Origin of the sequence: Nocardia neocaledoniensis (genome assembly GCF_029868625.1) — a bacterium.
Classification (GTDB): Bacteria; Actinomycetota; Actinomycetes; order Mycobacteriales; family Mycobacteriaceae; genus Nocardia; species Nocardia neocaledoniensis_A.
In genome coordinates this window covers 1-13,324 of record NZ_JARWOJ010000296.1, presented here as the reverse complement: position 1 = coordinate 13,324, position 13,324 = coordinate 1, and the positions used below count along the sequence as shown (strand labels likewise).

Annotated in this window: 6 protein-coding genes; 3 read left to right on the top strand and 3 right to left on the bottom strand. The window is 69.6% G+C overall.

What is annotated here, in order from left to right; all coding sequences use genetic code 11:
* Positions 1 to 120 precede the first annotated feature (120 nt).
* Both QH270_RS22265 and gltB read right to left on the bottom strand, forming a co-directional pair.
* Complete coding sequence (locus QH270_RS22265; RefSeq protein ID WP_280345727.1) at positions 121 to 1,593, bottom strand: glutamate synthase subunit beta; 1,473 nt, start codon at positions 1,591 to 1,593, stop codon at positions 121 to 123.
* Positions 1,586 to 6,238 carry a glutamate synthase large subunit gene (gene gltB, locus QH270_RS22260; protein ID WP_280345724.1) on the bottom strand — a complete coding sequence of 1,551 codons (4,653 nt, stop codon included), beginning with the start codon at positions 6,236 to 6,238 and terminating at the stop codon, positions 1,586 to 1,588. Before gltB ends, QH270_RS22265 begins: the two co-directional genes overlap by 8 nt.
* 955 nt (positions 6,239 to 7,193) lie before the next feature.
* On the opposite strand from gltB, the gene QH270_RS22255 reads away from it, so the two are divergent.
* Positions 7,194 to 8,996 (top strand): DUF4407 domain-containing protein, encoded by a 1,803-nt coding sequence (locus QH270_RS22255; RefSeq protein ID WP_280345722.1) that lies wholly within the window; start codon positions 7,194 to 7,196, stop codon positions 8,994 to 8,996.
* Between the two features lie 103 nt (positions 8,997 to 9,099).
* On the opposite strand, the gene QH270_RS22250 is transcribed toward QH270_RS22255, so the two are convergent.
* On the bottom strand, positions 9,100 to 10,614 hold the full coding sequence (locus QH270_RS22250; protein ID WP_280345720.1) for an MFS transporter: 1,515 nt from the start codon (positions 10,612 to 10,614) through the stop codon (positions 9,100 to 9,102).
* Between the two features lie 88 nt (positions 10,615 to 10,702).
* Here QH270_RS22250 and QH270_RS22245 point away from each other — a divergent pair, with 88 nt between their 5' ends.
* Together QH270_RS22245 and QH270_RS22240 are read left to right on the top strand one after the other, a co-directional pair.
* On the top strand, positions 10,703 to 11,248 hold the full coding sequence (locus tag QH270_RS22245) for a TetR/AcrR family transcriptional regulator (protein ID WP_280345719.1): 546 nt from the start codon (positions 10,703 to 10,705) through the stop codon (positions 11,246 to 11,248).
* 167 nt (positions 11,249 to 11,415) lie between these two features.
* On the top strand, positions 11,416 to 13,014 hold the full coding sequence (locus tag QH270_RS22240; RefSeq protein WP_280345717.1) for an adenylate/guanylate cyclase domain-containing protein: 1,599 nt from the start codon (positions 11,416 to 11,418) through the stop codon (positions 13,012 to 13,014).
* The last annotated feature ends 310 nt before the right edge of the window (positions 13,015 to 13,324 follow it).

The following is a 13,324-nucleotide window of genomic DNA, read 5'->3' as shown; positions in this document are numbered from 1 at the left end:
CGGGCTCGCCGCCCACCTCGACCCGGACCGTCCGCTCTACGGCCTGCAATCACCGGCCCTGGATTCCGTGGCGCCGCTGCCGGATTCGATCGAGGACTGGGCCCGGCTCCGGGTTATCGCTTATCCGGGCTGGGCGACTGCCGTCGGCGGGATCGGCGCGGGCAGCGCCGTCTCGCCCTCGAGGAACTTGTCGACCGCCGACGCGGCGGCACGGCCCTCGGCGATGGCCCACACGATCAGGGACTGACCGCGGCCCATGTCACCGGCGACGAAGACGCCGGGGATGTTGGTGGCCCAGTTCTTGTCGCGCTGCACGTTGCCACGGCCGTCGTAGCCGACGCCGAGGTCGGTCAGCAGGCCCGGCTTCTGCGGGCCGACGAAGCCCATGGCCAGCAGCACCAGGTCGGCCTCGAGGGTGAAGTCGGTGCCCTCGACCTTCTCGAAGCGACCGTTGGCCATCTTGACCTCGTGCGCCTCGAGCCCGGTGACCTTGCCGTCCTTGCCGACGAAACGCTCGGTGTTCACGGAGAACACCCGCTCGCCGCCCTCCTCGTGCGCCGAGGACACCCGGTACATCAGGGGGTAGGTCGGCCACGGGGTGGAGCCGGCGCGCTCCTCCGGCGGACGCGGCATGATCTCGAACTGGTGGACGCTCTCGGCGCCGTGGCGGTGCGAGGTGCCCAGGCAGTCGGCGCCGGTGTCGCCACCACCGATGATGACGACCTTCTTGCCCTTCGCGTGGATGGGCGGCAGGCCGTTCTCGTCGGTGATGTCGTCACCGAGCTGGACGCGGTTGGCCAGCGGCAGGAACTCCATCGCCTGGTGGATGCCGTCGAGCTCGCGGCCCGGGATCGGCAGGTCACGGGCGATGGTGGCGCCACCGGCGAGCACGATCGCGTCGAACTGCTCGCGCAGCTCCTCGGCGGTGATGTCGACACCGACGTTCACGCCGGGCTTGAAGATGGTGCCCTCGGCCTCCATCTGCGCCAGGCGGCGGTCGATGAAGCGCTTCTCCATCTTGAATTCCGGGATGCCGTAGCGCATCAGGCCGCCGATGCGGTCGTCGCGCTCGAACACGGTGACGGTGTGCCCGGCACGCGTGAGCTGCTGCGCGGCGGCCAGACCGGCCGGGCCGGAACCGACGATCGCGATCTTCTTGCCGGTCAGGCGGGTCGGGTACACCGGGGTGACCCAGCCCTCGTCGAAGGCGTTCTCGATGAGCTCGACCTCGACCTGCTTGATCGTGACCGGGTCCTGGTTGATGCCGAGCACGCACGACGCCTCACACGGAGCCGGGCACAGGCGGCCGGTGAACTCCGGGAAGTTGTTGGTGGCGTGCAGCCGGTCGATACCCTCGCGCCAGCCGCCCTTGTACACCAGGTCGTTCCACTCGGGAATCAGGTTTCCGAGCGGACAACCGTTGTGACAGAACGGGATACCGCAGTCCATGCAGCGGCTGGCCTGACGCTGGAGAGTGTCGTGCGAGAACTTGTCCTCGTACACCTCTTTCCAGTCGAGCAGGCGCAGCGGCACCGGACGGCGGGTCGGGAGCTCCCGAGAGGTGTGCTTCAGAAATCCCTGGGGATCAGCCACGAGCGGCCTCCATAATCGCCTCGTCAACGTCCTTGCCGCTCTTCTCGGCTTCGGAGATGGCGAGCAGAACCTTCTTGTATTCGCGGGGCATGACCTTCACGAAGTGGTTCACCTGCTGGGACCAATCGCTCAGGATGCGTTCGGCCACAGCCGAACCCGTTTCGTCGCGGTGCACGGTGATGATGTCGCGCAGCCAGGTGAAGTCGTCACCCGAGAGCTGCTCGATCGCCTCCGCCTGATCCGGGTTGACCCGCTCGGCGAGCGTGCCCTCCGGGTCGTAGACGAACGCGACACCACCGGACATGCCGGCGCCGAGGTTGCGGCCGGTGCCACCGAGGATGACCACCCGACCACCGGTCATGTACTCGAGCGCGTGGTCGCCCACGCCCTCGACGACCGCCGTGGCGCCGGAGTTACGGACGGCGAACCGCTCGCCCGCCACACCGTTGATCAGGATGCGGCCGCTGGTGGCGCCGAACATGATCACGTTGCCCGCGATGATGTTGTCCTCGGCGACGAAGCTCTCCGGCGCGGTGAGCGCGGGGCGGACCACGATGTGGCCACCCGAGAGACCCTTGCCGACATAGTCGTTGGCGTCACCCTGCACGCGCAGCGTGATGCCGGCCGGGACGAACGCGCCGAAGCTGTTGCCCGCCGAACCGTTGAAGGTGATGTCGATGGTGTCGTCGGGCAGGCCAGCGCCACCGTAGAGCTTGGTCACCTCGTGGCCGAGCATGGTGCCGACCGTGCGGTTCACGTTGGTGATCTTGGTTTCGATCTTGACCGCCTGGCCACGCTCGAGCGCGGGCGCCGCCTGGGCGATCAGCTCGTTGTCGAGCGCCTTGTCCAGGCCGTGGTCCTGGGTGCCGGTGCAGCGGGTGTCCTGGTTCATGAACGCCGTCTCCGGCATGTCCAGGATCGGCGACAGGTCCAGCTTGGCGGCCTTGAAGTGCTCCTTGGCCTTGGCGGTGTCGAGCAGGTCGACCCGGCCGACGGCCTCGTCGAGTGTGCGGAAGCCCAGCTCGGCGAGCAGCTCACGCACCTCCTCGGCGATGAACAGCATGAAGTTCTCGACGAACTCCGGCTTGCCGGTGAACCGCTCGCGCAGCACCGGGTTCTGGGTCGCGATGCCGACCGGACAGGTGTCGAGGTGACACACGCGCATCATGATGCAGCCCGAGACGACCAGCGGAGCGGTCGCGAAACCGAACTCCTCGGCGCCGAGCAGCGCGGCGATCATCACGTCGCGGCCGGTCTTCATCTGACCGTCCACCTGGACGACGATGCGGTCGCGCAGGCCGTTGAGCAGCAGGGTCTGCTGGGTCTCGGCCAGGCCGAGCTCCCAGGGGCCACCCGCGTGCTTGAGCGAGGTCAGCGGCGAGGCGCCGGTGCCGCCGTCGTGGCCCGAGATGAGCACGACGTCGGCGTGCGCCTTGGACACACCGGTGGCGACGGTGCCGACCCCCGGCTCCGCGACAAGTTTCACGTGAATCCGAGCCTGCGGGTTCGCGTTCTTCAGGTCGTGGATCAGCTGCGCCAGATCCTCGATCGAGTAGATGTCGTGGTGCGGCGGCGGGGAGATCAGGCCGACACCCGGCGTGGAGTGCCGCACCTCGGCGACCCACGGGTACACCTTGTGCGCGGGCAGCTGGCCGCCCTCGCCCGGCTTGGCGCCCTGGGCCATCTTGATCTGGATGTCGGTGGCGTTGGTCAGGTAGTGCGCGGTGACGCCGAAGCGACCCGAGGCGACCTGCTTGATCGCCGAACGACGCCAGTCGCCGTTCTCCTCGACCTCGAAGCGGGCCGGGCTCTCGCCGCCCTCACCCGAGTTCGAGCGGGCGCCGAGGCGGTTCATCGCGACGGCGAGGGTCTCGTGCGCCTCGGCCGAGATGGAGCCGTAGCTCATCGCACCGGTCGAGAAGCGCTTGACGATCTCGCTCGCCGGCTCGACCTCGTCGATCGAGATGGGCGCGCGCTGGCCCTTCTTGAACTTGAACAGGCCACGCAGCGCGGCCAGGCGCTCGGACTGGTCGTCGACCAGCTTGGTGTACTCCTTGAAGATCGAGTACTGACCCGAGCGGGTCGCGTGCTGCAGCTTGAACACCGTGTCCGGGTTGAACAGGTGGTACTCGCCCTCGCGCCGCCACTGGTACTCGCCGCCGACCTCGAGCTCGCGGTGCGCGCGCTCGTTGCGGTTCTCCAGGAACGCGACGCGGTGGCGGGCGGCCACCTCGGCGGCGATCTCGTCGAGACCGATGCCGTCCAGGTGCGAACGCAGGCCGGTGAAGTACTCGTCGACCAGATCCTGGGCCAGGCCGATGACCTGGTACAGCTGGGCGCCGTTGTAGGAGGCCAGGGTGGAGATGCCCATCTTCGACATCACCTTGAGCACGCCGTTGCTGGCCGCGGTGCAGTAGTTCGCGACGGCCTTGCGGTAGTCGGCCGCCAGGTCGCCGGTGGAACCGGGCACCTGCAGCGAGCCGCGCTCGAGCATGTCCTCGATCGACTCGAAGGCCATGTACGGGTTGATCGCGGCCGCGCCGAAGCCGACCAGCATCGCCATGTGGTGCACCTCGCGGGCGTCACCGGCCTCGACGACCAGGCCGACCATGGTGCGGGTGCGCTCGCGCACCAGGTGGTGGTGCACCGAAGAGGTGAGCAGCAGCGACGGGATCGGCGCCAGCTTCTCGTTGGACTCGCGGTCGGAGAGCACGATGATGCGCGCGCCGCCGTCGATGGCCGCCGACACCTGGGTGTTGATGGCCGCCAGCGCCCGGCGCATCCCCGCGCCGCCCTCGGCGACCGGGTACAGGCCACGCACGACCACCGAGCGCAGGCCGGGGTGGCTGCCGTCGTCGTTGATGTGGACCAGCTTGGCCAGCTCGTCGTTGTCCAGGATCGGCTGCTCGAGCGCGATCTGCTTGCACGACTCAGGGCCGGGGTGCAGCAGGTCGGCCTCCGGGCCGATGTTGCGCTTGAGGCTGGTGACGACCTTCTCGCGGATGGCGTCCAGCGGCGGGTTGGTGACCTGCGCGAACAGCTGGGAGAAGTAGTCGAACAGCAGGCGCGACCGGTTCGACAGCACCGCGATCGGCGTATCGGTACCCATCGAGCCCAGCGCTTCGCCACCGGTCTTGGCCATCGGCGTGATCAGCAGGTTCAGGTCCTCGGTGGTGTATCCGAAGATCTGCTGACGGATCAGCACGCGGTCGTGCGACATGTGCACGTGCGGGCGGTCGGGCAGGTCGGCCAGGCGGCTGACGCCCTCGTCGAGCCACTGCTGGTACGGCTGCGCCGCGGCCAGCTCCGACTTGATCTCGTTGTCGGTGAGGATGCGGCCCTGCTCGGTGTCGACCAGGAACATCTTGCCCGGCTGCAGCCGGATCTTGCGGACCACGGTGGCCGGGTCGATGTCGAGTACGCCGACCTCGGAGGCCAGCACGACGAGACCGTCCTCGGTGACCCAGATGCGGCCGGGGCGCAGACCGTTGCGGTCGAGCACGGCGCCGATCTTGGTGCCGTCGGTGAAGCACACCGCGGCCGGGCCGTCCCACGGCTCCATCAGCATCGAGTGGTACTCGTAGAACGCCCGCAGCTGCGGGTCCATGTTCTCGTTGCGTTCCCAGGCCTCGGGAATCATCATCATGACCGCGTGGTGCAGGTCGCGGCCGCCCAGGTGCAGGAGCTCGAGCACCTCGTCGAAGCGGGCGGTGTCGGAGGCGCCGGGGGTACAGACGGGGAAGATCTTGTCCAGGCGGTTCTTGCCCGCCTCGTCCTTGCCGAACACGTCCGAACGCAGCAGCGCCTCACGCGCGCGCATCCAGTTCTCGTTACCGGTGACGGTGTTGATCTCACCGTTGTGGGCGACCCGGCGGAACGGGTGCGCCAGCGGCCACGAGGGGAAGGTGTTGGTGGAGAAGCGCGAGTGCACGATGCCGATGGCCGACTCGACGCGCTCGTCCTGCAGGTCGATGTAGAAGGCACGCAGCTGGGGCGTGGTGAACATGCCCTTGTAGATGAAGGTCTCGCCGGACAGGCTCGGGAAGTACACCGACTCCTTGCCGACGGCGCCCTCACCGGGGCCCGCCTTGCCGAGCTCGTGCTCGATCCGCTTGCGGATGACGTAGGCGCGGCGCTCCAGCTCCATGCCGGACAGCTGCTCGGCGGAGTTCTTGGGCGAACCGATGAAGATCTGCCGGAAGGTCGGCATGGCGTCGCGGGCCAGCGCGCCCAGCGAGGACTCGTCGATCGGCACCTCGCGCCAGCCGAGCACGGCCAGGCCTTCCTCGGTGACGATCTTGTCGACACCGTAGGCGGCGCGGGCGGCCTCGCGGCGGGCCTGCGGCAGGAAGGCGATACCGGTGGCGTAGGAGCCGACCGGGGGCAACTCGAAGTCGACGACAGCGCGGAAGAACTTGTCCGGCAGCTGGATCAGGATGCCCGCGCCGTCGCCGGAGTTCGGCTCCGCGCCTGCCGCACCACGGTGCTCCAGGTTCAACAGGGCCGTGATGGCCTTGTCGACGATGTCTCGACTGCGTCGACCGTGCATGTCGGCGACGAACGCGACGCCGCAGGCGTCGTGTTCGTATGCCGGATCGTAGAGCCCGGTGGCACCGGGTGACCTGTGGCCAGGAAGTTGCGTCATGCCTCTGCCTTCAAGAAAGTCGGCTGTCGATGAGTCGGCCGCTCAGCTCGCTGAGCGTGTGCCCTTCGTCGTTTCGCCTCCGTCAAGACTGCGTCCGTACGGTCCGAAACCAGCGGCGATGATGGTTTGCGGCGTGCAGTCACGTCTCCAGTTGTCCACCCGCTTCGTTGACGTAGTGGGTGCTCGGAGGTAACGGAACGCTTACACGTCCCTTACCTCCGCGCGGGGTTTCACCCGCTAGTCTTGGCCCGGTTTCACCGGACCCCGAAACAGGTGGTGGTGCCGAACAGGGGTGCGTTCGGCGTAAGAGCAAACGATAAGTCAGACCGCAGACCCAACCAACTAAGGTTGTGCTAATAAACCTGTCTAGCTGGGGTTTGTAACGGCGGCATGCTTCGTCGCGCGCGTCGTCCAGTGTAAAGCAGAGCAGGCACCGGATCGATCCCGAATAACCGCCGCCGACCTGCGTGAACACCGTGGCCGAGCAGACCCGTCCGAGCCTCCGGCGCGCGGCCGAAAGCTGAACTCACCTGCACCGCAGCAGATTTCCCCGGCAACGCGCCGGTCAAACCTGGGCGCTCCGCTAACCGGGCCCAGGTAGGTGAGATATTTCCGACAGCGGCCCCGACGTGCTTTGGTAGCGAGCCAACCGTACGGTCTGTACATCGGGTGTGGGTCACAGCACACTGCTGGCAAATTCGATTTCAGTGTCGTTCGCCACATATTGGCACCCACGTACCAGTAGGTACGGATCGCCGAGTGCGACACGCCGCTGTGTGGTCGCGCGCAGCCGTCGTCGCACACCGTGCGCCGATGTCGGGTGCACTGCTGTGTGAGGCTGACCACAAGGGGGCCCGCGAAGCTCGGTGTGTCGGGTCGGGGCCTGTCACGCTGGCACAACGAATCCATGTCAGTTTCGCCATGCCCAGTGGAGCGCAAGACCCGGGGAGAACAGATGACCGGCACACTCACCTGGCTCGGCGGAGGTCTCGCCGCGGCGCGGCGCCGCGACTCCGACACGGGCGCCGACCTGGCCTTCGAGCACGAGCGCGGCGGTTATGTCGTCACCGGCTCGGCCGTCCTGTCGTTCGCCGTCGTCGCCGGGATCGTCACCGCGGCCGCCCTCGCGGCCGCCGGGACCGGCGTGTTCGGCGTGCTCACGCTGTCGATTCTCGTGGCGGTCGGCGCGGGCGCGCTCGGACGGGCCTTGGCCACCACCAGGCCGGGCGCCGACGATCGGCGCGGTACCGCGGCGAAGATCGGGGTCGGTGTGCTGGCCGGCGTGTTCGTCGCCGAGCTGGCCTCGACGGTGCTGCTCGGCGGGACCGTCGACCGGGAACTGGACGTGCGCGCGCAGGCGAGCGCCGAGAACGCGCCGGGCGTGGTCGCCGCGCGCACCGAACACGAACTGGCCCTCGCCGACCGGAACGCGCTCGACGCGACGATCGCCACGGCACAGACCGATATCGATCGCGCGCTGGTGATCGCCCGCTGCGAATACAACCCGACGCCCGAATGCCCGCAGACCCGGATCACCGGTGTCCCCGGCCGCGGCCCGGAGACCCAGACCGCCAACGACATGCTCGACGACGCGCGCAAGCAGCTCGCCGCCGCGCAGGCCCGGATCGAACCGCTCGACCAGCGGGTTCGCACCGAGACCGCCGAACTCACCGCCGCCCGCGCCACCGCCTTCGCCGAGGGCGACCGCGGGCTCGGTGCCCGCTGGCTGGCCATGAACAGCTACACCGCGGGCCATTTCGGCGCCGCCGCCCTGCGCGTGCTCGTCCTGCTCGCCGGTGTGCTGCTCGCCCTGCTGCCGCTGCTGTTGCGCTGGTGGCGCGGGGAGACCTCGCTCGACCGCACCGTCGACGCCCAGGAGATCGCCGACCGGGCACAGCGCGAGGCCGACGCCGCGATCGCGGTGAAGCGCGCCGAGGTACGCACCGAGGCGGCCGCGCTGCGCGCCGACCACGAACTCACCTCGGCCCGCCTGGCGATCGAGGCCGACACGGTCATCGATCGCGAACGTCAGCGCACCAGGATCATCGCCGCGATCGGCGGTTTCGAGCTCGGAATCGCCGAACCACATCGAAAGGACGACGCCGTGGCCTCGGAGCCGAACGTCACCTCGCAGCAGCTGCCCGCCGGATACGCGCCGCAGGCCCTGCCCGCCGGAGCACCGCAGGCCGGCGCCCTCGTGCCCGCGCAGCAGGCGCCCGCGCAGGCGCCGACCGGCGGCGGGCTCGAACTGCCGATCATCGGCACCGTGCCCTTCACCGACACGGCCGCCCGCTGGATCCGCCCGCTGGTGCCCTCCTTCGTCGCCAACGCGATCGACTCGGCGACCCACCCGCTGCGCACCGCGCGGCAGGCGTTCGAGGAGGTCGAAGAGGTGACCTTCACCCTGCGCCGCAGCCGCAAGGTCACCGTGGACAGCCAGGATTCGGCCGCGCCGCAGCAGATGGTGCCCGCCGGCTACCAGCTCCAGGGTGGTCAGCCGGTGCAGGGCTACCTCCCGCAGGGCCAGCCCGCGCAGTACAACCCGTACGCCCAGCAGATCGCCTCGACCGTCGTCGACGCCGCGCAGACCAGGTACCACCCGGACCCGCGCCAGTACCAGGCCGCGCCCGGCTACACCGCGCTGCCCGCCGGCTCGGCCGACGACCTGCCCGCCGCGAACGGCTACGGCGAGCTGCCCGGCAACGACACCGGCGAGCTGCCCGGCGGCGGGCGACGTCAGCTGCCACCCGGCCGCTGAAACACCAGCCGCCGCTGAGGCCGAGCCACCGCTGAGGCCGGCCCGATGACCGGGCTCACGAAGTGGCCGTGGGCCGGGCGCGAAAAACCCCGGCCCACGGAGATCAGCCGCGTGCCGACCTGGCGCGCAGGGCGGCGAAGGCCGCCAGCAGCAGTACCGCGACGATGCCGACCACCGTCAGGTGGATGCCGCTGACGAAGGCCTCGTTCACCGAAGTGAGGAACTCACCGCCGACAGCGGCGGGGAGCTCGCCAGCCGCCTCGACAGCGCCGCTGAGCGAACCCGACGCGGTCGCGACCAGGTCGTCCGGGAGCAGCGACAGGTCGAGGCCACCGCGGAACACGGCCATCACCGTGCTGCCGAGCAGGGCGACACCGAGCGCGAGACCCGTCTCGTAGGCCGTCTCCGAGATGGCCGCCGCGGCGCCGGCCCGTTCCTCGGGCGCAGAGCCGACGACCAGGTCGGCCGACACCGTCATCGCCACGCCGGCGCCGATGCCGATCCCGACGAAGCCGAGGACGAACGCCTCGACGCCGCTGGTCGCGTCGATCGCCAGGAACGCGGCCGTTCCGAGCGCGGTGACCATCAGCGCACCGGCCAGCACCACCGCCGCCCGCCAGCGCCGCACCAGCCAGGCCGCGGCGAGCGAGCCGAACACGCTGGCCGCCAGCCCGGGCAGCATCACCATGCCCGCCTCGAGCGGCGAGCGGCCGAGCACCAGCTGGAGATACTGCGAGCCGAAGAACAGCACACCGGCCAGCGCGAATACCGCGAGCAGGTTGGTGAACACCGCGATCCGGAACCTTGGCAGCGCGAACAGCCGCAGGTCCAGCATCGGATCGGCGAGGCGACGCTGCCTGCGCACGAACAGCACGCCGGCGAGCAGGCCGAGGGCGCCGACCGCGAGCACGCCCGGTTTCAGCCCGTGCGCCGCGGTCTCCTTCACCGCGTAGACCACCGGGACCAGCGCCGACATCGACAGCACGGCGCTGAGCAGGTCGAATCGACCCGGATTCGGGTCACGCGATTCGGGGATGAGCACCGGCGCCAGCATCAGCAGCACGACCATGACGGGCAGGTTCACCAGGAACACCGAACCCCACCAGAAGTGCTCTAGCAGCCAGCCGCCGACGATCGGCCCGGCCGCCGCGCCACCACCGGCCATGGCGCTCCACACGCCGATGGCGAGCGTGCGCTGCCGCGCGTCCTGGAACATCGAGCGGATCAGCCCGAGCGTGGCCGGCATCAGCGTGGCGCCGGCGACGCCCTGCAGCACGCGGGCCGCGATCAGCATCTCCGGCGACACCGACCAGGCCGCGAGCGCCGAGGCGACGCCGAAACCGACGGCGCCGAGCAGCAACAGCCTGCGCCTGCCGATCCGGTCGCCGAGATTGCCCATGACGACGAGCAGTCCGGCGAGGACGAACGAGTAGACGTCGATGATCCACAGCAGCTGTGGCGTGCTCGGCGCGAGGTCGGCGCTGATGGCAGGCACAGCGAGGTCGAGCACGGTGGCGTCGACCGCCAGCAGCAGCAGGGCGAGGGCTAATACGGCCAGACCCGCCCAGTCGCGCGTGGTGGCACGCGCCGGGGCGATCTCGGTGACAGGGGCGTTCATCGGCTTTCTCGACTTCCGTCGTCTTTCGTTGGTAAACCGTCCAGACGGTACAGTAGCAGATATACCGTCCAGACGGTACAGTCGGTGCGTGGCTTCCGACACCCGCGATCGCATCCTCGACGCCCTGGAGACCCTGCTGCTCGAACGTGGCGCCGCGCAGGTGACCCTCGAGGCCGTCGCGGCCACCGCCCAGGTGTCCAAGGGCGGCCTGCTCTATCACTTCAAGAGCAAGGACGCCCTGCTCGCGGGCCTCGTCCGCCGCCTCGGCGAGCGGGCGCGCACCCAGCGCGAGGACGCGAAGGCCGCCGGCGTTCCGACCGCCGAGTGGTATCTGGAGACCCCGGACATCACCGACAAGGCCGATGCCGTGGAGCTCGCCCTGTACCGCTCCCTGCTGGCGACGATGCGCAGCGTCGAGGCGTCGAACTCCGCCGCGCCCGACGAGATCCAGCAGGCACTCGACGACATGTTGACGTCGTGGTCCGACGACCTCGACGCCGAGATCGACGACCCCGTGCGCGCCGACACGATCCGCCTCGTCGGCGACGGCGTCTACCTCCGCGCCCTGCTCGGCCTGCCGCCGATCGATCCCGAGCGCTACCGTCGAGTGGTCTCACGGCTCCTCGATCGATAGCTCAGTGGACAGGTGTACACCGAAATGGTGTCGCCGACATGACCGCGATCGACACCTTGGCAGTGGTCACAAAATCACTGACTACCTGCTTGGATAGCCGGAACATCAGCTGTGTGACCTACGCGATAATCCGGTAGATCCACCCGATTCCGGTTTACAGTGCGTAAGTGATTCATCGCGACGCAGCGACGAGTACGGCGCCGTGGGGCTCGCCGCTCCTCGGACCGGTCGAAGAGAAATCGGCCATCCGGCGCGTCCGGGTGCAGTTGCTGCTCACCCTGCCCCTGCTCATCGCCAACCTGATCGGCATCGCGATGACCGTGGTGCTCGCCGGTTTCGTGCTGCCGGGTCCGACCCTGTTCACCGGGGACCTGCTGCTGATCAACGCCGTCTTCACGCCGCTGTGCGCGGCCGCCGCGCTGGCGGTGGGCACCGTATGGGGCACCGTCGCCGGGCTACGCACCATGCGGTGGGCCACCGATCCGGACCATGTGCCGAACGCGGCCGAGCGGCGGGTCACCGCGTCGGCGCCGCGCTGGATGGTGTTGCAGCAGGCCATGCTGTGGTCGGTGGCGCTGGCCGTGCTCACCATCGTCTACGGCGTGGCGCAGGCCGCCCTGATCCCCAAGATCATGCTCGCCATCGGCGCCGCGGCGATCGTGGTGTGCGCCAACAGCTATCTGATCGTGGAGTTCGCGCTGCGGCCGGTGACGGCCCGGGTGCTGCGCGCTGACCCGCAGCGCAGACGCGGCATCGGCGTCTTCGGCCGGACGATGCTGTCGTGGCTGGTCGGGGTGGGCGTCCCGGTGGCGCTGTCGATGACGGTGGCGGTGTGGGCACTGGCCGATCCCGCGGTGAGCAAGGCCAGGCTGGCGGTCTGCATGCTCAGCCTCGGCGGTTCGGCGCTGCTGTTCGGCATGGTGCTGATGGCTCAGGTCGTCGCCGCCACGGTCGCGCCCATCAAGGGCGTGCGCCAAGCGCTGCGCCGGGTGGAGAACGGCGACCTCACCGCCGAGATCCCGCTCTACGACGGCACCGAACTCGGTGAACTGCAGAGCGGTTTCAACACGATGGTGCACGGCCTGCGCGAGCGCGCCATGATCGAGGACCTGTTCGGCAAGCACGTCGGCCACGATGTGGCGATGGCGGCGATCGCCTCCGAGCCGGTGCTCGGCGGCACCGAGACCGAGGCCGCCGCCCTGTTCATCGACATCATCGGCTCCACCACCATGGCCGCGACGCTGCCCGCGCCCGAGATCGTCGGCATCCTCAACCGGTTCTTCGACATCGTCGTCGACGAGGTGGAACGCCACGGCGGCCTGCTCAACAAATTCGAGGGTGACGCCGCGCTCGCCGTCTTCGGCACACCGGCGCCGCTGGCCGACGCGGCAGGCTCGGCACTGTCCTGCGCGCGGGCCATCCAGCGCAGGCTCCGCGACGCCTCCGACCTCGACGCGGGCATCGGCGTCGCCGCCGGTCGCGTCGTCGCGGGCAATGTCGGCACGCACAACCGCTACGAGTTCACCGTTATCGGCGACGCCGTCAACGAGGCCGCCCGCCTGTGCGAACTCTCGAAGTCCTACGACGAGCGCCTCCTCAGCTCGGCCACCACCCTCACCGCCGCCGCCGACACCGAGACCGCGCACTGGAGCCTCGCCGACACGGTCACCTTGCGCGGCCGGCTCACCCCCACCCACCTGGCCCTCCCCCTGACGACCCCGAAGGATGCCGACGAATCGCTGTCCCGGTCCGCCGACACCCGCTGACATCGAGTGCGCATCACAGCTCTCCCAGCCCCGCACGACCCGACCCGACCCGACCCAGAGGAGGGTCCGCCGCGCAGCGACGGTTCGCGGCCGTGGGGGGGGGGGGGCGGGGGGGGGGGGGGGGCGGGGGGGGGGGGAGGCGGCGGGGGGGGGCGGGGGGGAAGAGAGGGCCGAGCCCCGCGCGCCCCGCTTCCGCAGGATCTCGTTGCGCAGGTCATACCCAACCATCGGCGCGAGGGGGGCGGCGCGCCCGGCTGCGGCGAGCTCATCGCACAGCCGCTGCGCGAGGGTCGATTTGCCCGCCCCCGGC

Excerpts from the sequence above, each read along its gene's own strand:
- QH270_RS22255 (WP_280345722.1), top strand. The coding sequence starts at position 7,194 with ATGACCGGCACACTCACCTGGCTCGGCGGAGGTCTCGCCGCGGCGCGG.
- QH270_RS22250 (WP_280345720.1), bottom strand. The coding sequence starts at position 10,614 with ATGAACGCCCCTGTCACCGAGATCGCCCCGGCGCGTGCCACCACGCGC.
- gltB (WP_280345724.1), bottom strand. The coding sequence starts at position 6,238 with ATGACGCAACTTCCTGGCCACAGGTCACCCGGTGCCACCGGGCTCTAC.